This window comes from Neglectibacter sp. X4, from assembly GCF_009917365.1.
Taxonomy (GTDB): domain Bacteria; phylum Bacillota; class Clostridia; order Oscillospirales; family Acutalibacteraceae; genus Acutalibacter.
In genome coordinates this window covers 21,679-45,214 of sequence record NZ_QWLE01000024.1, presented here as the reverse complement: position 1 = coordinate 45,214, position 23,536 = coordinate 21,679, and the positions used below count along the sequence as shown (strand labels likewise).

Here is a 23,536-nt window from a genome sequence, read left to right as displayed (position 1 = left end):
CATGTCAGGTTTGTACGTTTTAATACCACTGCCAATAGAATAATTCCGACGGCTTTGTGAAGCACATTTTCTCCAATCGCCGTTTTGTCTGTTTCAATTAAAAAATACTCTATAAACCTAGCCGAGAGGCAAATTGCGAATATTGCAAAGCACAAGCGCCGCCCCTTTACGCACCTTTTAACTTTCACGTTTTCCTCCTGTAAATTCCCATTTACCGCTTTGATTATAGCGCAACCCTGGCCGCTAAACGCTCCTTTGAAAAACAACCGTCTGCTCCCGCATGGAGATTTTCCCCACCTGATACCCATAGTCCGCTAATTCCTTTTTGTATCTCAGGAACGAGTGGTCAATGGGAATGCCCGCGATATCCTGGATTTGCGCAAAGGTCAATTTGAGGGTCGGGCTTCCATCCTTTTGCACATAGGCCCACAGAGCGTCGTATTTACTCATGAAGTTCCTCCATTTCTCTACACAGCCGCGACATTCAGCAGCACATTCAGCGAAAACCAGCCTCCTGTTTTCTCCGTCAGCACCGCCCCATGGTACTTCTCCGCCACCACCCGGATGTTGGATAACCCGGTACCTGCCGGGGGAAGTGGCTCCTGCGAGCAGGTGTTCTCAAAGGTCAGCATATAGAAATCTCCCTGACGCTTGCCGCTGATGCGTATGGATTTTGCTCCGTCCTGAGCGCGGCAGGCAGTGATGGCATTGTCCAGGACGTTGGCAAAGAGCACGCACAGATCAAAATCATCGATCCCGCAGGGGTTTGGCAAAACCAGGGACACCTCTGCCGTAATCTCTTTGGCCAGCCCCAGCTTCTCCCCCAGCAGAATATCCACCACCTGGTTGCCGGTCTGGTAGGGGAAGGACAGAGCCTCCGAGACGGTTTCCAGCTTTTTCAGATACTCCCGGCCCTCGTCCAGCTTCTCATTCTTGAGCAGGCCGTCCAGCACAGACAGATGGTTCTTGATGTCGTGACGAAAGGATTTCGTTTGCTCATAGCGGGCCCGGGCCTCAGCAATGTAAACTTTCTGAGCCTGGGCTGCCTGGGTCAGCGATTGCAGTTCAACCTGAGCCTGAAAGCCCCGGCAGAGCTGCCGGTAGGCGTACAGGGTGCACAGCAGCGCCGCCAGCCCCGTGATTTGCAGGAAGAACAGCGTGCCGTGCTTACCAACATCCTCCAGGGAAACGGAGGGGACAAAAAAGCTGTAGGCGGTCTGGAGGATGTACAGCTCCGCCCCAAAGAAAAACAACCCAGGAAGCAGGAGAAGCCCGATATAAGGCGTTTGGCTGTCCTGCGTCCAGGCCAGGAGCTTCCGCACAGCGCGGTAACAGCCAATGCATGCCACAAAATAGAGGGCCTGTGCAACCAAAAGCAGCAGATATAACTGAGGGGTCCCGATAAAGCCGGGAAAGAAGGCCACCTCCACAGAGTTGATAATTCCAAAAGAGAGCTGCGAAACATAAAAGGCCAGCACCGCCGCCACCCAGGAAATGGGCCGCTGGTTCCCCAGCGCAAAGCGGCTGAGGGTGTACAGCCCCAGGATTCCTGCGGCAATGGAGATAATCCCATCGTCTTTAAAGCCCAGCGACAGACACTGAATGACGCAGAGGGCAAGGCAATAGACCGCAAAATGCCAAAGCCTGCGCCCCTTCCCAGTAAGGCGGCTGACAAAAAAGATGTGCATTATACCCTGCCCAAGGATGCTGATCCCGTCCATAATCAGGCTGAAATAATCCATATCAGATACACCTCTCTTTCATATGGCGCAAAAGGGCTTGCGTCAATTCCCGCTCCCGCAGCCGCGAAACCGGGATGCGCTCTCCCTGGGACAGCAGGACCTGCCCATCTCGGCACCCTCCCACATAGTCCAGATTCACAAGGTAGCTGCGGTGGCACTTGAAAAAGCGGCTATCCACGCGCTGTTCTAAATCCTCCAGCCTGTCATAGTAGTCCAAAACAGTACCATCCTTTTTGTGGATGAAAATTTTCCTGCCCAGCACCTCGCAGTACAGGATGTCAGAGAGAGGAACGACCTGGCAGCCGGAGCCTCGCTGTATCACCAGATTTTTTGCCGCGTCCCGCTCCAGCCAGCGCAAGGCCCGGTCCATTGTCCGCCTGAACCGATCCCTATCCAGGGGCTTGAGCAGGTAATCGAAAGCTTCCAGCGGGAACACATCAAACACGCGATCTTTCAGCACCGTCACAAAAATCAGCAGACTGCGGCTCTCACGCCGCCGCAGGAGCGCGGCTGTTTCCATCCCGTCCGGGCGCTCCATCTGGATGTCCAGAAAAATAACGTCAAATTCATCTGAGGACTTCAGCAGCGCATGCCCGCTGGAGAAACAGTCAACCGAATAGTCACAGTCCGTTTCCTTCATATAGCCTGCAAGCTGATCCGCAATTTCTCGGGCCATCTGTGGCTCGTCATCGCAGATAGCAAACTTTATCATGCATATCACCCTGTTTTTAGATTAACAAAGAGACGGCAAAGGGGCAACCCATTTGTAATGAAATGTTGAAAATCCGTCACGAAATGTTTTTGGCGGCAGATATAGCATATTCCTAGCAGGGGATGTTGTCAACGAAAAAATTTTGCGCTCAGACTATTTGTTTGGGTTGAGGTAGCTGGTTAAGTTTAGTATAGATGCGCTATTTCTATTTTTCTGCCGACAGTATCTTCCTTTGGGTAATTCCCTAGACCCGCCACCATGACAGGAGGCACCTGCCACCGGGAGAGCGCAAAGGTTCCCTGGCGGCAGGTGCTTTCTGTCACATCTTATTTAGGCGAAAAAGCAAGCTGCTTTTGCCACCTTTAACCCGGTAACGCTGCTCCGTTTCCAATAACTCTGCTTTTCTTAAATCCTGTAAAGCCCTGCGCACCGTAGACTGCGACAGTTTCAGCTCCCTGGCAATAGTGGGAATGGCGGGCCAGCACTCACTATTCTTATTCGACCGGTCAGCTAGATAAATATAGACAGCCACTGCTCTGTGGTGTAGGTCCATCTTATACAGAAAATCAAACCGGCCCATCCGGTGCTACCTCTGATTCGGATTCTCGGTTACGGGGAGCAACCTCTTTCAGCGGCCTGTTCTTGGAATTGCTGGGTCTTTTGTTTGTGGATGACCTCTTGTGCTGCTTTTTGTCAGGTGTATCTTGCTTCTGTCCACCATCCGGCGTATCATCCTCCTTCAACCAGTCAGGATGGTACTTCAGCACAATGGCCTGGAGCAGTTCATTCTTTTCCGCATAGGACACCTTGCGGTTGCCGTTCTCTGGTACGGCATATTGTTCGTCGAATTGGATACCCCAATCAAAATACAGCTTGAGCCTGACTTTCATTGGGTAAAAGCCCGTTTTCATCACGATGAACTGACCCTTGGGCATAGACTTTAGTTCGTCTGCCGTCATAAGGGGCCGTTCAATCATCTGCAAGGACTGGCTGGGATCGTTCTTGCTGCGGGAAACGGAGCCGGACATGACCGTGCGACTGCCCAGGGCCTTGGACAGCACTTCGGCGGAATTACTGTTGGGCGCAAACCCGCCGAAGATTATATCCTGCAAATTATCGACTATAATCTCTGCGCCCTCTTTGCCGTAGTTCTTTTCCAGCTGCGCAAATGAGAGCATGAACATCGCCAGTGTCCACCATTGCGATGGTTTCCTTTCTGCCGGTGCAGCCCATGACGATGCCCTGGGGGAGTGCTCCACCATTTTCAAGAGAGGGTTTCTTCCCATGAGCCGCCTGCTCCCGCCAACGCTCCGGTGTAAAGGGAACGTGCCGGTATACTTTTTTTATCTCCGCTTTCGTAGCCCATCGTGCGGTGCCGTGCTGACCATCGCCAACAGTTTTTGCCTTAATATTGTTCAGGCTGTAGATGTGCGCCAGTAATGTCACCCCGCTGAGAACACAAAACATGAGTACGGCCACAAAAATCAACGGCGCAATATTTGGCATGATTCCTCCACCTCCAATTCTCCGCCGGATAACAAATCCTCGTTCCAGTCTTTGTTGACCGGCACGAGGATTTCTGATTCTACACCCTGCATTATGAGTTTTGCAGTAATCCGCTGGGCGGCAAGCTGGCCTGGTTCGTCACTGTCGAAGCAAATGGACACATTCCTGATGTTTGGATTATCGTGTAGACATTGAAACAGCACCTTGTCTGAAACAGAGCAGGCCGCCGCATAGCTGTGATCCCGCCAAGTACACCGCCCAAACTTTGTACAGTCCGGTAGATTACCGGCGGTGTACCCGCCTTTTCCACTTTCAGCGGAAAAGGCCAAAGATTTGTGGTAGAGGGAGATAAAGGACAGCATATCAATGGGAGCCTCGAATAGATAGAGGCGGTCACTTTTGCCGTTCCAGTGAAAACTGTATTCCGGTACACTTCCCACGGCATTACCCTTGTAGGTGGAGGATGAACTCGTACCACGTTTGTTGGCGTGGCGGGGGATACCGTCCTTATCAAATCCAAGGAACACTACGTTGTGGTACTGTGCGGATTCGTAAATCATCTTCTTGTGGACAAAAGCGTAAAGCACATCTTTGTCGATACCGCGCCGGTTCAGCAGGTAAGCAAACACCCTCCGCATATTATCATTAGCAGGCGGCAATTCGAACTTGGGCATAACCTTTCTTGCAGGCGGCATGACAGATAACATACCACCACTCTGCCCCAATAAATATTTCATTGCTTCCGGGTAAGATTTGTGGTAGAATTTTCTTACAAAGTCAATGGAGTCGCCGCCCACCTGCTCATACTGGTGGAACCAAAGGTTACCCCGGATGGTAACTTTCTGGGAGCCGTCCAGCCACTCGAACTCCGAGCCTGACTTGCGTAAGGTTTCACCCTGGCTGCGGAGCAGGCCAGCTAAATCCGTGCGCCGTGCCTTTTCTTTCTGCTCGTCTGTGAAGGGAATATATCCTGACATGAAACTCCTTTCCAAGAGAAACGCCGCACCTTGCGGCGCGGCATCCTCTTACAGTAATTATTATTGCCGCAAGCCTTGCGCCTGCTTTTTCTCGTTGATCTTCCGGCGCAGTTTGCGGTCGACACGTCTATCTTGATAGATGGGTTGAACTTCATTTTGCAATATTTGACTGGTCTGCTGGAGCAGGCGCAGCGCACTCATCCCGATGTCAGCACTGCTCACGGTGGGAGACCGCCTGTGTTGGGGTTCTATATCATCCTCTGTGGCGGATTGCCCTTGGTGATTATCCAACACCAGATTCATGGCCGCCTGGATAACTGCGTTCTTTATCGACTTGAACTCCTTATTCTGCGACAGCGGTACCCGCTCCGGTAGGTTGCTGTTGTAGGTGCGTAGCACATTTTCCCTTTGCTGATACCATAAATCATAAAGCGTAGAGACGCGGTTGTCCTTTGCCAATTCATCCACGATAGAATCTACAATCGCTTTCACATCTGCTTTCAGATACCCATACACCTTCTTGCCCTTGGTGCGGGAAAACCGCCGGGCAAGCTGCAACAGCAGTTCTTCGAGATGGGGATTTGAATACCCACCAGCATTTATTTGCGAAACGATTTCAGCCAGTACATCCCTGCTCTCAGAACGTAATCGGTTCCTATGCTCGGTCTGCTTTTCGTAGACGCATAGCAAATCTTGCGCAAAAATATCTTTGGCAAAAGCAGAACGCAACTTCTGCACACCCTGTTTTGTAAGATATCCCTCTTTTTCTTCCGTAGAGTAAGCGATGAGATGCACATGGGGATGGTGTCCCTCATTGTGGAACGCCGCGAACCATTTTAGGTGTCCCATAGGAATACGCAGATTTTCCGAGAGCGCCTGGGTCTGAGTGCGCAGCATATCCCGCCAGCGGGAACCGTTATCGAAACCTAAACGTTCCGCATCTTCGCGCCGCAAAGAAATAATGACCGTCCATGCATTGCCGCCGTAGTCATTCAATTCTTGCGATACTTTTTTAAGATTTACCTGCACACCGTCATCAGTGAAAAGTCCATGGGGACCGAACCGCTCAGTGCTGGGTCGGGTAGCAATATAATCAGCGTAGGTTTTCGCATTCAGCGCAACAGCGGCATTGTTCTCAATCGCGCGAGAGATGAACTCCGATGCTGATTCCACGGTTTGTTTCTGCTGGTAATCCTCATATTCCAGCATATCTTTGGTATCAGGAAAGTCACGAAGAATTTTTGCAATTAGCTGTTTCTGATTCCAAGTGACAGGCGCAAACCGTTTGCTGTCATCGATTTTCTCCACACCATCACGGGTGGCAATATACTTTGCGTACCCGCCGCGCCCCTGCCGGGCGCCCGGTTTCAAAAATTTAAACTTCGTGACTAGCTTTGCCACTCGACCGCATCCTCAAATCTAAAATTACCATTGAGCCTTTTTACCTCTTGCACACACTCCCCACGCAGCCGTGCCAATGATATCTCGTCGATCTCACTGCTGGCGGCGACCACATTCATGAGCATGGCCAGCTCCACCGCCAACTTGAACAGCATCTTACTCTGCCGGTTATCGCTCTCGGCCACAATACTTTTCATGTTGGAGAGGAGCGCGTTAGGCAAATACGAAGTATCTTCGTCTGCCGTGATGTGCCCGACATAATAGCAAATCGCCCGGTCGATAAACTCCGACTGGCTCTTGCTCTTGTCTTTTCTGTAGTTGTTTTTGACCAGCTCCAGCGTACTCGGGTACGCCCATAGCAAAAACTTCTTCTTTCCTTTTGGTGCAGGCATATTTTCACTCCCTTTCTGCCGCAACCCTACTCAAAATGGCGCATTTCTGGCTTTTTTTCGCACCACAACCCACCCATTCTGCTGGTATCTCCAACAGCAACCTACCCTGAAATTCGCATGACCAAAAGCCCGAAAACGCCCGACGCGACCGGCATTACCGGACGCGGTGAACCGTGAGAGGGTTGCGTCGCAACCCACCTCACTTTCTCCCGCTTGCTTTTCGACCTTGCTCAAACCGCCCAAATTCCCTCAAAACCAGCACCTTTCCAAACCAGCCCCACACTGGCCCGACACGGCCTGCGCCGGTGCAGGGCCGAGTGCTTTCCCCACCCAGCCCCGCGAACCCCGACACAGGGCCGCACATGGGCCGACAGCCGGTCACATCCTCATGGAGGGGCCGTCCTCCTGCAAAATATCCGAAAAATCCTCCAGTACCCCGGATTCTTCCATCGCCGCGATATCGTGGATGCTCCCGCCTGCCGCCAGATGTTCTGCCGCAAGTTTCATCTCCCAGGGGAAGGGGCAGGCGCCAATCTCCGCCAGGAAAATCATTTTTTCAGCCACGGCGTCACCATGAAGTTCCCGGATGACCGAGAACTTTTGCGCGAACTCATTCAGAAATATCTCGGAAGTCTTATAGGAACCGGCTGGTTTTTCGCCATGGCTGCTGTCATATTCTTCCAGCTCATCGGCCCATTCCAGCCAGACTGCCACAGCCGGATCGCTGTTGGGCCGGATAGCATTTACGAATTCCGCAAACTTTTCAGCCGTCATTTTCTGTCCTCCAAAAGTTTTTCGTATGGCTTTACCTGCCGCCCATCCAATTTCTCAAAGCAGCACTCGGTGTAGGACAGGCCATTCTCCGAAACGATCCTGTCCAGAACTGCCAGCATATCTGACTCTTTCAGGCTGGCGGGGGTGCTGGGACTGTCGAAACAGATCCACTCAGAGGAGCCAGGGGAATCCTTGACATACACGTCATAGCCCAACCGCAGGGAGCAATCTGCCTGGAACAGCACCGCGTTTATCTTTATGCATCCCACAGTCAAACTGGCGGCAACGGTATCCTCCATGTGCTGTGGAGTCTGCCGCCGCAGGCGTGACACCTCCCGGTCACTCATGAACCGCTGATATGCATATTCGCTGCCGAGGGTGCATTTCAACTTTTTAACTCGATTCACGCTGTTTCCCCCTCACATATGAAAGTGAAAATCGTACCCCTCACTTTCGTCCTCATCGTCATCCACATCCTCCCATTCATCTTCTTCCTCATCCTCCAAATCCTCATCTTCCTCCGGCTCGTCATCGTCATAATCGAACAGAGACTGCTGCTGGTACATCGAAGCAACATCGTAATAATGCTGGGTGCTGCTCTGCAAAGCACGTTCCAGCGCAGCGGTATCCAGTCCGCAGTCCCGGTAGCCCTGATGCACCGTAGCGTAGTAGCTGGGGGACGGCAGGTTGAAATTCATGCGCGGATTCATGATATACACCATGGCGCTGACCTCCCGGCCATCCATCTGCACCTGCACATCCCGCTTGAAATAGTGGCTGGGAAAACCTTCGTACATATCCAAAGCCTTCTCATCCCTGGACTGGATTTCCCAGAGGCCCACGGGAACAGCGACCCCGTCCTTGCGACCGATAGTGGCGAAGGCTGAGTGTTCCCGGCCCTTAAACTGCAACTCATAGCCCTGCAATTCGCCGGTACCGTAAAATTTTGCAGTAGGACAGCGGTATTTCATCTGCCCCTTATTGAGGTTACTGCCGTAGGCAACGTATAATTTCTTAGCCATATCAAACGTCCTTTCACATTCTCATGCCCATCTCGTGGGACTCGTCTTGCTCATTTTCTGTTATCGATTCCGGCGGAGCGGGTGCTTGCTCCATGGCCTGGGCAACTGATGCCGCCAGCCGTTTCTCGGCCAAACGCTGCTTTTGAGCCTCGGCCTGGGCAGGGTGTTTCCAAGCAATATTACCTTCCAGATTCTTCAGCAGGTGATGGCGGGCGGTCTTGAACTCATCGCCAATCAGCCCCAGCCGCAGGAGCCAAACCCGGAAGGTATATTTCTCATTACTGCTCTGGGTCTTGATTCTGGAGGCAGACTTCTGCACCAGCGCCTGGTGGCTTATCGCCATGCAGAGCTGGATATACGATTTTATCTCTCCAGCATGAAGCGTGGAGTTGAATAGCCGAAATTCTATCGTACCCTTAGAGAATACCGAGTGCAGATTCAAGCCATGGTACCGGCTCTCATCATAGTGATAATTCCTGCCGGACCGCCCATTGTACCAGATATGCTCGAAGTCGGACATGGACGATGGGCGCTTGCTGTTCAGTTCATCCAGGAACCGTGTGTCAGCTTTGGCACAGTAATGTTCCCGATGCACATCCACCTTGAGGGTCTTGTAGAGCAAGTCCTCCTTCGCCGCCATGATATTCACAATGTTGCGGAGGGTTTTCACGTCGTGGGGTGTTGCGTCAATGTGGATGTGGATGCCGCAGGAACTGTTGACCTTTGCCCCGGCAGAGCGCAATTTGCGTATGATTTCCTGAATCGTCCCGATGTCCTCGTACTTGCAGATGGGAGACACAAACTCCACCGCATAGGCCGCATTGCGGGATTCGCCGCGCCGGGACTCCCTGCGGATTGACGAATCCGATACAACTTTCCACTGGCGGCTGTCACCGTCACGGACAGCGAAAGCGTCGTACATCCCGCCCACGTGGGTGGCGCTGGTACCAAAATGACCGGCAATCACCTGGGCGGCTGCGGCCCTGGTAATGCCGGTCATCTCAATCTCTATGCCAAATTTTTGGGTTCTCAAAAGCTATCACTGCTTTCTGAGAGAGGCGCCGAAACAGGTTCTTGTTCTGCCTGCGGCCTGGGCCGTTTGCGCCGCTCAGCAGGTTTCACCTCCATGCCGGAGCGCAGGTCCAGGAACTCACGAACATTGCCGGGGACGGACTTGGCGTAGAGCGCATCCACGGCAGAGACCATTTCCTGCTCAACCGACTGTCCCTTTTGCTCCAAGTACAGCCGCAGGGCCGCCAGCTTTTCTTCGTCATAAGGGAGGGTGATAGAATCTTTTTTCATAGTGTATCAACTCCTTCTGCTGAGATATCTTCAAAAGTTATTTGGTTTTCAGGTACTGAATGGCTGCTCTCTCTGAGCCACCAGTCCATGACATCCTGCCCGCAGTGCCATTTCAAATAGGGCTTGCCGTTATCGATCCGAGCCTGGAGCATACGGTCAAAGGCCCGCAGATACGCCCGCTCATATTTGGGATATCGGGCAAACTCCCGGCGCATCTGCTTGGCCCCGGCAAGGGGACAGCCAATGCACCCGATCCGGGAGTACCCTTCATCATAGAGGCAGCAGTGGGAGATGCCACGGGACTCCAGATACTCCCACACATCTTCTTCCAGCCAGTCGATGATGGGATTGAGGGTGTGCATGCTTTTCATCACGCAGGATTCCAGCAGGCGGCGGGCCTCATCGTTGTCGTTCATTAGCTTGATACGCACGCTGCTGTGGCTGTTCAGCTCCAGCACGCCCCAGCCATTTTTGCACCTGGCACTTTCCGCCCAGCGAACGCCGGTTATTACAAACCGCCCCTGGCCGCCGCGCTCCTTGAGCTGGTCGCAGCAGTAGCGGACTATGCGTGTCGGAGGCATACCTTTCTTGACGATCAAATCCCACATGGTGATACCGGGACGCTCCACAACAACGTCGGGATAATGCTCCCGCATAAACATAGATAACCTCCGGCGGGTCAACGGTGGTCAGACTGTAATGGGCATCGAATTTCACACCGGCTTCCCAGCACAGATGGTAGACGGCCTGGCTGTCCTTGCCGCCGCTGAACGCCAGATAATATTCTTCCGGCGGCTCAAAGGTGCGGAGCCGGTCGATGGAGACCTGCACCTTGTCATGCCTGCCGAAGAGCGTTTCTTCTACCAGCATGGCGGTTTCACATAGACATCCCCGGAGCCTGTTCCTGCACAAACTCCGGGGCAACCGTCAGGCATATTTCATTATTTGTTGTATCCATATCATCGATTTCCGGGCGCGCCGAGAGCATATCCAGGAACAGCCGCCAGTCAAAAGCTGTAAGGTTATCGTTGAAAATCTCATTTTCAATATCAGCATCCACGTTTGGATAGGAGATGGTGAACTGCCCATCCTCCTGGCCGGAGATTGCCTGGTGGACATATTTATCCACCAGAGCGTCCATCTGCACACAGAAATCCCGCAGGATAGGGTAGCGGTCCATGAGGGACAGCGTCCTTGCGCCGGACAGGTAAGCTGCATACCGGGCGTAGGAAGCCCCTTCAGAATTCATGAGGATGCCATCATCGATGCCCTCGCACAGTACCAGCATTCCGTTGGTGATGCCATGCTTATCCATGTGCAGTTCGCTGGCGTGTTCCGCAATGCAGGGGTGATCCCACAGCAGGTGTTCCTTTAAATAGCGGAACTCGCCGGGAGACAGCTCCACCGTATGCTCGACCACCCAGGGCTGGGCCGTTATCTCAGGCTCCTTGCGCTGGGGAATTACTTTCACTATCATCTTCTGTACCTCCGATTTCATATTTTGGCACGCCGTACCCCAGGATCTCAAAGTATCCTATGGGGTAACTGTTCTGCTGGCAGGCGTCGCCGGAGTTTCCCTCTATGGTGTACACCCTACCATTTTCCACCTTCTCCACGATACCCACATGGTCTGGGCTGCCGTCCTGGGTTCCGTTTTCCAGCCAATCGAAGAATATTATCATGCCAGAGGTGGGTGTGGCGGAGCCATCCATCCAAAGGTTTCTGGCCTGAAACCAGTTCACCCCCTGGCTGCAGCCTGAAAACTTAGGCATAATGCCGCTGTCGATATACCCGCACTGGTCTGCACACCAGGAAACGAAACAGGCGCACCATTCTACCCGCGAGGGGAACCCATACCAACTCCAGTACGGTTCACCGCCTACGTTTCCAAGCTGGGAGCGGGCCACGTCCACGATCTGCCGGTTCACAAAAGACATGATTTTTTTAAAATCATCCGGGTCGATGTCCGTACCAAAGGCAGCATTCACAGCGGCGATGAGTCCTGCATGGGTCTGTCCCTCAACAAAACAGCCCGCCAGTTTTGCTGCAAAGTCAGGCTCATGGGCGAAGTCACCCAGAGCAAAAACGAACAGCACCAGCGCCTCTTTGAGCCGCTTTTCCTGTCCTCTGCCGGTCAATTCCGTCTGGATGGCATTGCCGGTATCCTCCATGAATTGCAGGTCGGCGCGCTGTTCGGCAGTGAGATTCTGCACAGTCAGGCGCTGGAACTCGTCCACATCGATCTCAAAATCAGAGCTGAAAATGGCGATTACCGCTGCAATGGGCATGATGACCGCCACCAATAATGTCAGCACGATGCCGACCACTTTCTTCAGCGTTTTTGGGTCTGACAGCAGAGCAACAGCTATTTTCTTGAGGGCTGCACCGAGAGCTGCGCTCATCGGCCACCGGCCTTTCCAAAGAGGGTTGACTTGTAATCCGGCGCAATTACCTGGAGCAGGTACCTTTCATTGCCGCAGCGGTACAGGCAGGTACCGCGCTCCGGGTACTTTATCAGCTCAAATTCGCTGGGCTCCACCTGCAAGGCGTCCATGAAATCCTTGGGGTTGATCTGCCCGGCATTGAACAGAAACTGATGGGTTGGAATGGAAAACAGCGGTTTCGTGAACTCCCGGATGCTGGGAATCAAAAAATCCTCGATATTCTGGCTGGCCAGGATGATCGAGGAGTCTTTTTTGCGAACACGCTTCATGGCATTGCGGATATATTCGATTGCCGTCATATTGGTGAGAAACAGATACAGCTCATCGATGCTGGCGGCGGTGTTGCCCTTGCCAAGCAGTTCGTTGGACATATACGAAAGAATGTTGAACAGCATGGCGTCTTTCAGGCGTTTGTTGGTATCCATAAGGCCCTTGACTCCGAAACACAGGAACTTGTCATCTACGATATTGGTGTGACCGTTGAAATATTTGCTCTCCGCGCCCACGCACATGGAGTTGATGCCCAGGCACACCTCCTGGAGCATTTCCTCGGTGTAGAGATACTTCCTTTCTCTGTCGTAGGTGTTGAATTCCTCCTGGCACAGCTTATAGAAGTCGGACATGGTGGGGAAATCCGTGGGCCGCTTTGTGGAGTAGTCGGTGCTGTCCGTGATGCCGAAGCGGGCGTAAAGTTTCATGAGCAGGATTTCTATCGTGTCAATTAGAGGGTCGCTGAAATCCTTATAGACCCGGAAGAAGTCTTTGAGGAAGGCGATATGCTGACTCAAACGGGTGACTCGCTTGAAAGCATCCGGTGTAGCGGCGTCCACATCCCCGGAGCCGTCTGTCCATGCTTTTGGTTCCAGCGGGTTGATGGTGTACTCCCCGGACATGAAATCGATATAACATCCACCCAAGGCGCAGGTCAGTTCCTCATACTCGGACTCCGGGTCCAGGCAGATGCAGGTCTTGCCACTTTCCCGGATATTTGTTAAAATGAGTTTCAACAGGTAAGACTTTCCCTGCCCGGAGTTGCCCAGGATGAGGATGTTGCTGGTTGTCTTATCTTCTGCCCTGCGGTCGAAATCGACCAGCACATTGGAGCCGTACTTGTCCCGCCCGATATAAAGGCCATGGGGGTCTGTCTTGCCGGAGAAGTTGAAGGGGTACAGATTTGCCACAGAACTGGCAGGCAGCACCCGCTCATATTGCGCTCCAAACTGGTTGGCGCCCACCGGCAGAACAGAAAGGAAGCCCTCTTTCTGGCGCAGGGTCAACCTGTCGACGGAGATTTTGGAGCGGGTCAGTTCCATGGATATCTCGCTCTGGAGTTCCTTCAGCTTGTCCAGCGAACGTGACTTTAGCTCGATAAAGACGGAACAATGGAGCAGGGGTTCCTTATTCTTCCGCAGGTTGGCGAGGAGTTCTACCACATCCTGGAGGTTCCCCTGAGCCTCGATGGTTTCATTGACATCGTTGCCGCCGGACAGGAGCTTATTTTTTCTAGTGGCATTCTGCATGATTTTGCGCTGCTCCATAGGCTCCACCAGCCGGTGATAGATGCGCAGGGTCACGCCGCTGCGGTCGGCGAGCTGGGACAAAATTGCTTGCTCCTCGGTGCTGGGCGGGTACTCCCGCACTACCCACACACTGCGGTAACTGTCGCCCACGATATAATAGTCGCTCATAAACCGAACAGCACCAGGCAGGATACAGTCGAAGAAGTCCTTGGTGCGGACAGCCTCAAGCTGGGCCGGATTCATCTTTTTGCGTTTTTTCTTGAACATATAAACACTTCCATTTCTATATTTTTGCTGCTATGACCAGCAGCCTGCCGTTGTGGGCGGAATCATAACAGGTGGACAGGGTCAAAAGCTGCCGTCCATATTTAGGGATAGGATTGGTGGTGAACAGCGCTTTGCCAGCAATTTTCTCAACAGCGTTGTTGAAATCTTCTGCGTTATCGGCACCTACAAACTTATACCACTCATCGTTGCTTTTCACTTGAATGACAGCGAACACCTGATACTCAGCACAGCCGTCCGCTGTTTGAAATTCAATGATGGGGTGCTGGTCGCAGAAATCCTTCTGTACATAACCCCGCAGTCCCGCAAACATGGTGCCGTTCATCATGTTGTGGCCGTAGATGATGAGGTTGTCGCTGTCCAGGCTACACCGAAAATCCAGAAAAGGCACACCCGATTCGCTGTACTCGCCGTGGAAATTCCGGCGCAGGTACCGCTCGGGATCGTCTGTCGTGTGCATAACCGGGTAGTTAATGTCAGTGCCGGGGATGCACAGCCAGCCCACAAAATCACCGTTCATTGCAAACAATTCAGAGAGGTCACGACGCTGCTCTTGGGATTCTTCCTCATTATCCGGGGTAGGAGTTGCGGTGGCCCCTGGCTGCTCAGTGATAGCAGGAGATCCCGATGGCGTGGAATTCACATCGAGATTCTCCACAGTCACAAGCTTAACGAGCTGCTCGAAGTCCTCTTTTTCTTTCTGCCGTAAGAGCAATTCCCGGCCCACCATAGTGCCGCAGACCATCAGAACACCCAACAACAGAATAGCAAAAACGCCGAACTTAATCCTCCGGCTCGTCATAGTATACCTCGAAAAACTGGCCGCCGTCGGTGTCCGGCAGTTGGTCGCCGTTCATGCTGGAATCGAAATAGATAGCAAGGAATCGCTTGATATCGCTTTTCCTCATGCGCCGCACCTCAAAGCCCTGCTCGGAGATCACCTTTTCAATGCGGTTCACGGCCTGGAATACCTGTTCAGACTTCATCCCTTTACACCGGCTTATGAACAGGAACTGCCGGGCCGTCGCCATCTCCGCCTGCGCCCGGTCCAGCATATCCATGTCCTGTTCCAAGAGATGCCGCACCTGGGGGTTACGTTCCTCGTGGAGCCGCCCTTGCAGATATGCCTGGTTGTCATCGAAGCACTCGCAGGAGTCGGTGCAGGTGATCTCGATATCTGGGATGGCGGACAGCACCATCATGAGGTGGCGTATCTTTATCTCGATGTTCGTGTGGGACAGCACCGAGATATTGGTGGGGGACACCAGAAAAAATAAGAGCTCGCCACGGCTGGTGGCAAGCCCGTATCTGGTGAAATTCTGAATCCCCATGAGCTCCTGGGTGGAGCGGCCTTTCTTCTTTATGCCCATTTTCATTACCTCCAATCGTAGGTTTGCTGGCTGGATATAAAGTAGCTGGCGGCATACCGCAGGAAGTCCAGCACCGTGGTGTCATCCATGCGGATGGTGAGAAAAGCAAAACACAGCGTCACTGCCGCCGGTACCATGAAGTGGAGCTGCACCAGCGCCAGCACGGACAGCAGCGCCGCCACGCACAAGATGGCGAAGTCACGCAGGCCCCAGAGCCAGAGATTCGCCGTCGCTTTCAGGTTTTGCGGATATAAATAGGTCGTCATTTGATGCCTCCTTTATGCGAGTGCCTTTGCCACAGACCGGGTCATGTTGACCGCCGTGCTGGTGGCATGGACAACACTCATCATATTGACTTTTACGCTGGAATCCAGCCCAAACTGCTGGGCGATCCTCGGCACTTCGCCCGCTGCCAGCATGATCCCCAGGGCCAGCAGCATATTATCCGAGAAAGTCAGCAATCCCAGGAACAGCAAGGTTGTCTGTAAAAATGCCGTCAGGCACAGGGCAATGATCTGCTTTATCCATTGGTTGAAGCCGTCGGTGTATCCCCTGGGAACCGAGAACATATAGAGCGCTCCTACCGCCATCTGAATCAATAAAATTCCTCCGCGCTTGATATTAGCAAAGAAAATTTTCATCACGCAGTACGCAAAAGCTATGAGGGCCAGCAATTCAAACAGCCCTATTACGGTATTCTGCGGCAGTACAAAGTTCGCCGTTAGGATAGCAATGCTCTGCTCCGACAGCCCTTGCGCCTGCTGCCCGGAAAATATCCGTGTCAAATCACCGGCAAAGGTGTTCTGCAAATTGATGCAGAACTTATAAAGTTCTACAGGAACAATCCCAATCAATGAACAGGCGAAAAAGCCCTTCAGCACATTTATTGCAGTAGTCTTGACACTGGCCCTGCCGGTCTGGTATTCTATGGCTATATCGAACACAGCTACTACGGTTCCGGCGATAAACAGCGACCAGCCGAACATGGTAAACAGGGATATGGTCGCGCTGACCCAGTTCAGGTCGAAAATATCCGCGCCCATGTTTCCCATCATGGTGAAGAAATCGCTGGCTGCGTCAAAAATCGTGTTGTAAAACCATCGGATCATGGCGTCCCATATGGCAGCAGACACCTGCTCTCCAATCGTATCGAACACCCCGCCTACGGCACTTCCAATACCTCCGAGGATGTCGCCTAACCAATCAAAAATGTTGACCACCTCCTAAAAATGTAGGGATGATGGACGGCGCACGCCGCCCATCTCCCGGTCAAAAAATTACAGAATAGTCCAGATATAGAGCGGCGCCGTCATCATGAAAATCAAGCAGGCGAACAAGATGGCAGGAGCAGTAAACTCAAACTGCCCATGTTTTTTGTATTCAAAATATGCAGTTCCAAGTTTAACAAAGAACAGGATTGCCAGGATCATGTCTATGACGGGGAACACCACGTTGTCCACCACCGCCCGGATCTGGGTTTGTGCCGTTGTCCATGTGCTCTGAATTGCCCCTGCCACGTCGCCGGTCGCCATAGCGGGAACCGCCAGAACCGGCACCAGCAGGGCCGCAAACACAGTGCAGAGCAAAAACTTTTCCCATCTTTTTCTCATGCCAAAACATCTCCTATCACTTTTTTGATTTCATGTTCCTTGATAATTCTAACCTTGATATTGAGATTGTGCGCCAGCTTGATTTCTTGCGCCATGCCCTCCGTGGTTTCATCCCCGAACACCCAGACCTCATCGCAAAACCACAACAGGCTAAGCCCGGCCGCAATGCCCATTTCACGCTCCTTGGGGATGCTGTCATTCAAACACATCGCATAAAAATGCGGGGTGACCGGAGCCGCCCCGCACCTCAGTGCGTATTCGCTATACCGCTTTGCCTTTTCCAGATTGCCTGCCACGTCCCCGCCCAGGGGAGCACAGATATACACCTTCTTCATCATTCAAAATCCTGCTCCTTTTTCTTTCTGCTGTACATAATGATACCGGACACCAGGCCGCCCAAGGCGATTGCGCCCAGGCCCAGCCAGAAGCCCATCATGGAGCGGTCGCCGGTCTGAGGGTTGCCGGGATTGGGAGTGGTGGGCTTGTCCGGCGTGGGCGGCACGATCTTCACTGTCTGCCCCTCATCGTTGATATTCTCATGGGCGGCGATTTTTACCTCGCCTTGATACAGAGTTTCAAACACAACGATTTCCGTGGCCTGGGTGATGCCGCTGCCGTCAAAGGTGAACTGCACTACAGTTTCACCGTCTGCCTTTTCGGGAGCGAAAACAACCTCGTCCCGAATCTCCTGACCGTCAATCTTCAGGGGTTCGCCTGTGGCTTTGTCCATGAGAACGCCTGCCAGCTTGTACTCCAAGCCAGGGGTCAGGTTCTTGTAGGACACCACGTCCTCAATGGTGATTTCTTTTGCGGGAGCGGCTTCTTTTTTGCCGCCGATGGTGGCCTTTGTGCCGATCTCCGGCCTGGTGACAGTGATGGTAACGGTCTGCTCCTTGTCGCCAATATCCTCATGAACAACGACTTCTTTGCCGTTCAGAGACAGTTTCTCGAACACCACGATATCTGTAGTGGAGTTCACCCAAGAGGTGTCAAAGGGGAAGGAGACTGTGACCTCTCCTTCAGCTTTTTCGGGCGTAAACACAACCTCGGCGCGGATTTCCTCACCGTTGAGCTTAAAGGGTTCGCCGGTGGTCTTGTTCATGAGCGTACCGGTCAGCTTGTACTCTTTCCCAGCAGTCAGGCCCTTGTAAGACACCACGTCCTCAATGGTGATGAGACCCTCGTCGGATACCTCTTTCTTGCCGTTCACAGTGGCTTTCGTGCCGATCCGCGGCCCGGTGACAGTCACTTTGACGGTCTGAGCAGGGTCCTCAATGTTGGCGTGAGCCGCCAGCTCGATCCCCTCACGGGACAGGCTCTCAAAGGCCACAATCTCGGTGGAATCCACCAGCCCGGTGGTATCGAAGGTGAACTGTACTACAGTTTCGCCGTCTGCGGTTTCGGGAGTGAAAGTGCTCTCGGCATGGATTTCCTCGCCGTCCACCTTGAGGGCCTCGCCAGTGGTCTTGTCCATAAGGATGCCGTACACAGAATACTCCTTGCCGGGAGTCAGATTCTTATAAGCGACCACATCGTCAATGGTGATGGGGCCATCGACGGTAACTTCTTTTTCCTCTCCGATGGTGGCCTGGGTGCCGATCTCAGGCACATGGACGGTGACCGTCTGGTTCTCATCGTCCAGGTCGGCATGGACAGCCAATTTCCGGCCATCCTGATACAGATTCTCGAACACCGCGATATCTGTGTCGGCTTTGATATACTTGGCGTCGAACTCAAAAGAGACAATTACAGAACCATTAGGCGTTTCGGGTGTAAAAACAGTTTCAGCTTTTACCTTCTCGCCAGCAATTTTCAGAGGGTTGCCTGTAGATTTGTCCATAAGCACACCCTTGACAACATACTCCTTGCCCGGCACCAGATGGGTGTACTCCACTACATCTTCCAGCGTGAAGATTTCGGTAGCGTTGACTTCCTTTTCGCCATCAATGGATGCAGTTGTGCTGAGTTCCGGGATGCGGTCATTAACAACCGTGATTTCAATAACCTGCTCGTCCCGCTCCACCTGCACATGGTGGACATCCGTGTTGGGGAGATACCCGTCGGCAGGCTGCAGCTCCCGCACGATCCAGTTGCCCAGAGGGGCATTCTCAAAGGAGAACACACCATCCTCGTCTGACGTGGATGTCAGTATGGCGGTGTCCGAAGTGAACTGTAATGCATCAGGACGGAACAATCCAAACAGCGCACCGGCGATGGTTTCCTGATTTTCCCGGTTAATTTTCAGGCCTTTGATGCTGCCGTAGATGAGTTCGTTGGTGATAGGTTCACCATCGTTCAGGGCGATTTCTACAACAGAAATATCCTGCCCGGCGTAATCGAACACAACCGGGTACACAGTGTCTGGCAGAGTGTAATGCTTGTCGGTGCTGATTTCTTTCACATAGTAGCTGCCCAGGGGCAGGTCAGTGGCAAAGGTAACAGTACCGTCCTCGGAGCAGTTTATGGTTTCAATCAAGCCATCGGCGGGGATGACGGAGCCGTCTGCGGCGGCGATATCCTCGCTGGCGTACAGACCAAACTGTACCGTAATGATCTCGCCGTTCATGCCGATCTGAAACTGCTTGTCCTGTTCCAGCACCTTTTCCAGGCTGATTTTGATCTTCTGCCGGTCATCATGAAGAGTGGTGCTGGTTTCGGTGATATCGATTTCCTGTCCTACATAGGTTAACTCCACCAGATGCGTTTCTGTGTCCAACACGGTGCCAAACGGGGCCTCGATTTCCCGCACCTGGTACTTCCCCAGGTAGAGGGGTTCGGTGGCAACGGGGCCGTCCTGGGCGGTCGTAAGGGTGGACACCACCTCGCCCGCCGCATAGCGCAAAGTACCGTCCGGGGTGATGATGTCCTCAGCAGCGGTCACCTCGTAGACCGCACCTGCCAGAGCCCTTTCCTCATAGACCGGCTGGTAGCTGACGGGGAAGGTGGCTTCGTTGCCAGCCTCGTCGGTGGCCGCGCCACCCAAAGCTGTCACGGAGGAGAACACTTCTCCCAGTTTGTTGAGGGAGATTGTGCCCTTTTGCGGCATATTGGATCGCTCCACTTCTACCACAGTAACAGCGCTTTCCTCAGTGGAATTGTCGGGTGTGATATCGAAATAGACAGGCTCCGAGTTCAGCACATAGCCGTAAGGAGCCTGCACCTCCACCAGAGAATAGCCTGTGCCGTAAGGCAGAACTTCCGGCGTAATGAGGGTACCGTCAGTGGTGGTGTAGAAGGTGTCGATGGTGGTTACTGCCGGGTAGGTGAACTGCATGGTGACGAGCTGCCCGTTGGGGTCGTAAATCTGAAAACCTGCTCCGGCGTAGGGGATAGCCTTGCCGGTTTCGGCGTCGGTCTTGATTACCTTGACGTAGCTGGTGAATGGCGCGTTGTTAATAAGATAGCGGTACACGCCGCCGTCCTTATTGATGAACACGTCGAAATCCTTCATGAGCTCGCGCCCATCCCAGCCTTTGGTCTGGCGGACGGTGTACACGCCGTAGGGCAGCAGCTTGGTTTCGGCGTAACCGTTTTCGTCGCAGGTCAGGTAGTCACGTTCGGATTCCTTGGCGCTGCTGTAATCACCAGCAGATTTCAAAAATACAGCAAACTCAGCACCCACCTCGGGAGTCTCAATCTGGGTGGAGCCATCGTCGCAGTGCTTGATGAGGGTGATTTTTCCCTTCTGCACGGTTTCGGGGCTGGTGACAGCAGGGACGGAGTTGAACTCCACCTCATACTGTTTGGGGTCTGCACCTACAGGGTAGGCGGTTTCATCCAGCAGGTAGCCCTCGCTGGGGCTGATCTCCTGCACCGTCCAGCCAGAATCACACACATAGTAGCTGGTGGTGAAATGGCCTTCGGAATCTGTGGTGTAGGTGTCCACCAGCTTGCCGTCCTTGTACACGCCGTAGATGGCCCCTGCCAGAGTGGCGTCACCCTGGGGCGCAGTCGTTTCGCCGTCCACCTTATTCAGAGTGATATTGAACTTTTTCAGCACGTTGCGGAAAGATACGTTGGCGACCTTCTCCCACTCAATATTGGTGGTCTGCGTGGCAGGCACAACGTAACGGACAGCCGTATCCACTTCCTCCAAGGTATACCCGCTGCCGGTGGGTACATCGGTGAACTGCGCTACGCCAGAGCCGTTGGTGGTGGCGTAGAGATCAACAGTTTCTCCGGTAGAAGAAGTCCCATAGAGATGAAAACGAACACCAGAATTCAGGCCATCCTCGCTGTTTTTGGTAACGGTCAAGCTGCCCTTCTGGAGAGTGTTGTTGAAAGAAACGGCTGCTGTCTGCCCGGCCTGCACGGTTACCTTCTGCGGCTCCTGGGGGACATAGTCCCCGGCCATTTGCTCACTCACAGTATACTCGCCCGGCTGCAAATTGTCGATCTGCACCTCGCCCCGGCTGTTGGTGGTGACGGTCTGGTCGATGCCGTTTCCGGTGATGCGGAAGGTAATTCCGTCCACCTTGCCGTCCTCAGAGGTCTTGATGATTTTTGCGGAACCGTAAGAAACATTGAGTTTCAGGTAAGCAGCGATGGGGTCTGTGACAGACTGCGTGTAGGTCACCGTGTTCTGCTGCCCAACGCCAGGGCCGAAGGTGCCGTCATCCCACACAACCAAGCCCATGCGCTTGGAGTCCTTTTTGCTGGCGCTGACAGTCACATCGCCGGTAGGCACGGTGGGGCTGGTTATGGTTAAGGTGTTGCCGCTGGTGGTGAACTTCATGCCAGTATAATCGGAGGAAAAGGTGTAGTTACCCAGCACTTTATTGGTATCGGTCAGCGAAGCGGTATACTGGTTGCCGTCCCATTCCAGTTCGATGGTGGGCGCTTTGCCCTTGCTCTTTGCCATGAAGGACGGCACCTTGCTGTGATTCTGGACACTGGTCACCATGCTGTTGTAATGGTCCAGAATCCGGCTGCGCAGCGGATGGCTCTGCTTGATAAATTCAAGGACGGCATTCTTACCGCCGGTGCTGACATGACCGAAATTCTCGTCACGTTCGCCCACAATGGTTTCCCAAATCAACAGCTGGGTTGCGTAAACGTGAGCAAGTTTGTCGGCAGCGGTGCTGTTCTGCGACACCCAGGTGGGGTCGATATTCCCATTATAGCCGTACTGCAAAATCCTGCCAATGAGCGATTTTATAGTGTCGGCATCAATAGTCTTGTTGAGGGACGAGGGATAGTTATCCCAAAAAGTTTCGTCCTTTGCCGTGAAGGTATGAGCGTTGTCGATGGGCGTACCCGGCTCAATACAGTACGCCACCTTGCCCTCATAGGAGCCGACCGCAAAGGTGGCGAACATATCATAGGCGTCCATATACCAGCCGTTCATGAACTGGAGATTGTCACGTTCCCAGTGATCCCGGTTGGCTTCTGCGTCGCGAGGGAAAGAAACCATATAGATTTCCGAGCGTTCTCCGGCGGCCTGGGCTGTAGTGCCGAAACTCACGAACATGGAAAAGCAAAGCAGCAGGGCCATGACCAGCGCCATGCTCTTTCTTTTAACTATAGATGTCATTTACTCTCCTTTTCTGCCCGAATGGGCAACAAAAAAAGGACACTACTTTCGTAGTGTCCTTGAGGTTTTTGGTTGTCATGCGTACCCGATATAGATGTTGTAGTTGTTCCCGCCGATGGATTCATACCACACCCACACATCGGTGATATCCGGGTCGTTTGCATATCTATTCAGCCTGCTGCTGATGTCCCGCTCCAGACAGGTGCTGCGCGGCCCGGCCCCCAGGGGATTGTCCCAGCAGTCTACTGCTGAGCTTTCCAGCCGTAGGCCCAGCCCCTGTGCGCAGCTTTGCGCATAGCCTATCCAATAGCCGATGTCGAAGCTGGATTCCTCTATGACCGGCTCCGGGGTGGACTGTACCGGTTCCGGGGTTGCTGCTGGAGGTTCCGGCGTGGGAGCCGGCGCCGGTGCAGGGGTAGCCGCTGGCGGTGGGGTGGGTGTGGCTTTCACAGTCACCTTCAGGTAGGCGTCAGGCTCGGTGGCAGGCGGTTCAGGGGTAGGGGTGGATGCTGCCGTTTTTGGCTTTATAGCTGGATTTTTTTGCTGTTCCTCTGACTCCTTTGCTTCTTTCTGCTGAGCGGCAGGGGCGGTTTTGGGGTCCTCTTTTGCAACCTGTGCGGCCTCTTTTTCCCTTTCTGCCGTATCCAGTTTAACCTTGAGGCCAGCCGTGATCTGCTCTATGACGGCACTCGTGTCAATACGTTCCCCGCTGATATCGCTGGGCAAGTCTACATTCAGCACAAGCGCCTGGAGCGCGGGTTCCGGCTCGGAGTGTGTGGCCTGTGGCTGTTTCATCTGACACCCAGCACTGCTCACCAGCAGGGCAGCGGTTAAAATAGTGGTCAGGATTTTCTTCATAGGGTTCATCCTCTCTTGGAGTTTTTCTTGACCACAAGGATACCATAAACTCCCGAAAAGTCCAGGCCAAAATCAAATAAATATGCAA

Annotated in this window: 26 protein-coding genes and 2 pseudogenes; 1 reads left to right on the top strand and 27 read right to left on the bottom strand. The window is 53.2% G+C overall.

Going from position 1 to position 23,536, the window contains the following annotated elements:
* From D1841_RS09845 to D1841_RS09775, 16 genes and pseudogenes are all read right to left on the bottom strand, one after another.
* The coding region (locus D1841_RS09845) for a hypothetical protein (RefSeq protein WP_371721720.1) at positions 1-188 on the bottom strand (188 nt) is incomplete at its 3' end.
* Between the two features lie 55 nt (positions 189-243).
* Positions 244-450, bottom strand: coding sequence for a hypothetical protein (locus D1841_RS09840; protein ID WP_160642961.1), 207 nt, complete (start codon positions 448-450; stop codon positions 244-246).
* Between the two features lie 17 nt (positions 451-467).
* A complete protein-coding gene (locus tag D1841_RS09835; RefSeq protein ID WP_160579359.1) occupies positions 468-1,742 on the bottom strand; it encodes a sensor histidine kinase in 1,275 nt (424 codons plus the stop codon).
* 1 nt (position 1,743) lies between these two features.
* Positions 1,744-2,454: a LytTR family DNA-binding domain-containing protein gene (locus D1841_RS09830; protein ID WP_160642960.1), complete on the bottom strand. Its 711-nt coding sequence runs from the start codon at positions 2,452-2,454 to the stop codon at positions 1,744-1,746.
* Positions 2,455-2,773: 319 nt separating this feature from the next.
* A complete protein-coding gene (locus D1841_RS09825; protein WP_347563975.1) occupies positions 2,774-3,007 on the bottom strand; it encodes a helix-turn-helix domain-containing protein in 234 nt (77 codons plus the stop codon).
* 13 nt (positions 3,008-3,020) lie between these two features.
* Positions 3,021-3,626: pseudogene (locus D1841_RS09820) on the bottom strand (type IV secretory system conjugative DNA transfer family protein); the annotation flags it as partial.
* Positions 3,568-3,960, bottom strand: a complete 393-nt coding sequence (locus tag D1841_RS19140; RefSeq protein ID WP_237076283.1) for a hypothetical protein — start codon at positions 3,958-3,960, stop codon at positions 3,568-3,570. The pseudogene D1841_RS09820 and the gene D1841_RS19140, both read right to left, overlap by 59 nt.
* Complete coding sequence (locus tag D1841_RS09815) at positions 3,939-4,937, bottom strand: DUF3991 and TOPRIM domain-containing protein (protein WP_160642957.1); 999 nt, start codon at positions 4,935-4,937, stop codon at positions 3,939-3,941. The genes D1841_RS19140 and D1841_RS09815 overlap by 22 nt, the downstream gene beginning before the upstream one ends.
* Positions 4,938-4,997: 60 nt before the next feature.
* Complete coding sequence (gene mobP3 / locus D1841_RS09810; protein WP_160642956.1) at positions 4,998-6,338, bottom strand: MobP3 family relaxase; 1,341 nt, start codon at positions 6,336-6,338, stop codon at positions 4,998-5,000.
* Positions 6,326-6,730: a hypothetical protein gene (locus D1841_RS09805; RefSeq protein ID WP_160642955.1), complete on the bottom strand. Its 405-nt coding sequence runs from the start codon at positions 6,728-6,730 to the stop codon at positions 6,326-6,328. The genes mobP3 and D1841_RS09805 overlap by 13 nt, the downstream gene beginning before the upstream one ends.
* A 378-nt stretch (positions 6,731-7,108) precedes the next feature.
* A complete protein-coding gene (locus D1841_RS09800) occupies positions 7,109-7,504 on the bottom strand; it encodes a hypothetical protein (protein WP_160642954.1) in 396 nt (131 codons plus the stop codon).
* Entirely contained in the window at positions 7,501-7,911 is a 411-nt protein-coding gene (locus D1841_RS09795; protein ID WP_160642953.1) for a hypothetical protein, read from the bottom strand. The genes D1841_RS09800 and D1841_RS09795 overlap by 4 nt, the downstream gene beginning before the upstream one ends.
* 12 nt (positions 7,912-7,923) lie before the next feature.
* Positions 7,924-8,526: a gamma-glutamylcyclotransferase family protein gene (locus D1841_RS09790; RefSeq protein ID WP_160642952.1), complete on the bottom strand. Its 603-nt coding sequence runs from the start codon at positions 8,524-8,526 to the stop codon at positions 7,924-7,926.
* A 13-nt stretch (positions 8,527-8,539) separates the two neighbouring features.
* Complete coding sequence (locus D1841_RS09785) at positions 8,540-9,559, bottom strand: amidoligase family protein (RefSeq protein ID WP_256376678.1); 1,020 nt, start codon at positions 9,557-9,559, stop codon at positions 8,540-8,542.
* The gene (locus D1841_RS09780) at positions 9,556-9,828 is read right to left on the bottom strand and encodes a DUF6103 family protein (protein ID WP_160642951.1); all 273 of its coding nucleotides are present in this window, start codon (positions 9,826-9,828) and stop codon (positions 9,556-9,558) included. The genes D1841_RS09785 and D1841_RS09780 overlap by 4 nt, the downstream gene beginning before the upstream one ends.
* Positions 9,825-10,490, bottom strand: coding sequence for a phosphoadenosine phosphosulfate reductase family protein (locus D1841_RS09775; RefSeq protein ID WP_160642950.1), 666 nt, complete (start codon positions 10,488-10,490; stop codon positions 9,825-9,827). Before D1841_RS09775 ends, D1841_RS09780 begins: the two co-directional genes overlap by 4 nt.
* A 37-nt stretch (positions 10,491-10,527) precedes the next feature.
* Between D1841_RS09775 and D1841_RS09770 the strand changes: the two genes are divergently transcribed.
* Entirely contained in the window at positions 10,528-10,713 is a 186-nt protein-coding gene (locus D1841_RS09770) for a hypothetical protein (protein ID WP_160642949.1), read from the top strand.
* On the opposite strand, the gene D1841_RS09765 is transcribed toward D1841_RS09770, so the two are convergent.
* From D1841_RS09765 to D1841_RS09715, 11 genes and pseudogenes are all read right to left on the bottom strand, one after another.
* Positions 10,706-11,305, bottom strand: a complete 600-nt coding sequence (locus D1841_RS09765; protein WP_160642948.1) for a DUF6329 domain-containing protein — start codon at positions 11,303-11,305, stop codon at positions 10,706-10,708. The genes D1841_RS09770 and D1841_RS09765 overlap by 8 nt on opposite strands.
* Positions 11,268-11,747: pseudogene (locus D1841_RS19135) on the bottom strand (CHAP domain-containing protein); the annotation flags it as partial. The gene D1841_RS09765 and the pseudogene D1841_RS19135, both read right to left, overlap by 38 nt.
* Before the next feature lie 479 nt (positions 11,748-12,226).
* Entirely contained in the window at positions 12,227-14,059 is a 1,833-nt protein-coding gene (locus D1841_RS09755) for a VirB4 family type IV secretion system protein (RefSeq protein WP_160642946.1), read from the bottom strand.
* Positions 14,060-14,075: 16 nt separating this feature from the next.
* Positions 14,076-14,879: a class B sortase gene (locus D1841_RS09750; RefSeq protein ID WP_160642945.1), complete on the bottom strand. Its 804-nt coding sequence runs from the start codon at positions 14,877-14,879 to the stop codon at positions 14,076-14,078.
* On the bottom strand, positions 14,860-15,447 hold the full coding sequence (locus D1841_RS09745) for a hypothetical protein (RefSeq protein WP_201751278.1): 588 nt from the start codon (positions 15,445-15,447) through the stop codon (positions 14,860-14,862). Before D1841_RS09745 ends, D1841_RS09750 begins: the two co-directional genes overlap by 20 nt.
* Positions 15,448-15,452: 5 nt before the next feature.
* Positions 15,453-15,713, bottom strand: coding sequence for a hypothetical protein (locus D1841_RS09740; RefSeq protein WP_160642944.1), 261 nt, complete (start codon positions 15,711-15,713; stop codon positions 15,453-15,455).
* Between the two features lie 12 nt (positions 15,714-15,725).
* Positions 15,726-16,604 (bottom strand): conjugal transfer protein TrbL family protein, encoded by an 879-nt coding sequence (locus tag D1841_RS09735; protein ID WP_201751277.1) that lies wholly within the window; start codon positions 16,602-16,604, stop codon positions 15,726-15,728.
* Between the two features lie 120 nt (positions 16,605-16,724).
* Complete coding sequence (locus tag D1841_RS09730; RefSeq protein ID WP_160642943.1) at positions 16,725-17,057, bottom strand: DUF3852 domain-containing protein; 333 nt, start codon at positions 17,055-17,057, stop codon at positions 16,725-16,727.
* Complete coding sequence (locus tag D1841_RS09725; protein WP_160642942.1) at positions 17,054-17,395, bottom strand: DUF4406 domain-containing protein; 342 nt, start codon at positions 17,393-17,395, stop codon at positions 17,054-17,056. Before D1841_RS09725 ends, D1841_RS09730 begins: the two co-directional genes overlap by 4 nt.
* Positions 17,392-22,590 (bottom strand): VaFE repeat-containing surface-anchored protein, encoded by a 5,199-nt coding sequence (locus D1841_RS09720; protein ID WP_160642941.1) that lies wholly within the window; start codon positions 22,588-22,590, stop codon positions 17,392-17,394. The genes D1841_RS09725 and D1841_RS09720 overlap by 4 nt, the downstream gene beginning before the upstream one ends.
* A gap of 75 nt (positions 22,591-22,665) precedes the next feature.
* Complete coding sequence (locus D1841_RS09715; protein ID WP_166554254.1) at positions 22,666-23,448, bottom strand: hypothetical protein; 783 nt, start codon at positions 23,446-23,448, stop codon at positions 22,666-22,668.
* Between the last annotated feature and the right edge of the window lie 88 nt (positions 23,449-23,536).

Coding starts and splice junctions, on each gene's coding strand:
- D1841_RS09830 (WP_160642960.1), bottom strand. CDS start 2,454: ATGATAAAGTTTGCTATCTGCGATGACGAGCCACAGATGGCCCGAGAA.
- D1841_RS09765 (WP_160642948.1), bottom strand. CDS start 11,305: ATGATAGTGAAAGTAATTCCCCAGCGCAAGGAGCCTGAGATAACGGCC.
- D1841_RS19140 (WP_237076283.1), bottom strand. CDS start 3,960: ATGCCAAATATTGCGCCGTTGATTTTTGTGGCCGTACTCATGTTTTGT.
- D1841_RS09750 (WP_160642945.1), bottom strand. CDS start 14,879: ATGACGAGCCGGAGGATTAAGTTCGGCGTTTTTGCTATTCTGTTGTTG.
- D1841_RS09745 (WP_201751278.1), bottom strand. CDS start 15,447: ATGGGCATAAAGAAGAAAGGCCGCTCCACCCAGGAGCTCATGGGGATT.
- D1841_RS09725 (WP_160642942.1), bottom strand. CDS start 17,395: ATGATGAAGAAGGTGTATATCTGTGCTCCCCTGGGCGGGGACGTGGCA.
- D1841_RS09815 (WP_160642957.1), bottom strand. CDS start 4,937: ATGTCAGGATATATTCCCTTCACAGACGAGCAGAAAGAAAAGGCACGG.
- D1841_RS09730 (WP_160642943.1), bottom strand. CDS start 17,057: ATGAGAAAAAGATGGGAAAAGTTTTTGCTCTGCACTGTGTTTGCGGCC.
- D1841_RS09825 (WP_347563975.1), bottom strand. CDS start 3,007: ATGGACCTACACCACAGAGCAGTGGCTGTCTATATTTATCTAGCTGAC.
- D1841_RS09835 (WP_160579359.1), bottom strand. CDS start 1,742: ATGGATTATTTCAGCCTGATTATGGACGGGATCAGCATCCTTGGGCAG.
- D1841_RS09790 (WP_160642952.1), bottom strand. CDS start 8,526: ATGGCTAAGAAATTATACGTTGCCTACGGCAGTAACCTCAATAAGGGG.
- D1841_RS09755 (WP_160642946.1), bottom strand. CDS start 14,059: ATGTTCAAGAAAAAACGCAAAAAGATGAATCCGGCCCAGCTTGAGGCT.
- D1841_RS09715 (WP_166554254.1), bottom strand. CDS start 23,448: ATGAAGAAAATCCTGACCACTATTTTAACCGCTGCCCTGCTGGTGAGC.
- D1841_RS09770 (WP_160642949.1), top strand. CDS start 10,528: ATGGGCATCGAATTTCACACCGGCTTCCCAGCACAGATGGTAGACGGC.
- D1841_RS09740 (WP_160642944.1), bottom strand. CDS start 15,713: ATGACGACCTATTTATATCCGCAAAACCTGAAAGCGACGGCGAATCTC.
- D1841_RS09720 (WP_160642941.1), bottom strand. CDS start 22,590: ATGACATCTATAGTTAAAAGAAAGAGCATGGCGCTGGTCATGGCCCTG.
- D1841_RS09780 (WP_160642951.1), bottom strand. CDS start 9,828: ATGAAAAAAGATTCTATCACCCTCCCTTATGACGAAGAAAAGCTGGCG.
- D1841_RS09805 (WP_160642955.1), bottom strand. CDS start 6,730: ATGCCTGCACCAAAAGGAAAGAAGAAGTTTTTGCTATGGGCGTACCCG.
- D1841_RS09800 (WP_160642954.1), bottom strand. CDS start 7,504: ATGACGGCTGAAAAGTTTGCGGAATTCGTAAATGCTATCCGGCCCAAC.
- D1841_RS09775 (WP_160642950.1), bottom strand. CDS start 10,490: ATGTTTATGCGGGAGCATTATCCCGACGTTGTTGTGGAGCGTCCCGGT.
- D1841_RS09840 (WP_160642961.1), bottom strand. CDS start 450: ATGAGTAAATACGACGCTCTGTGGGCCTATGTGCAAAAGGATGGAAGC.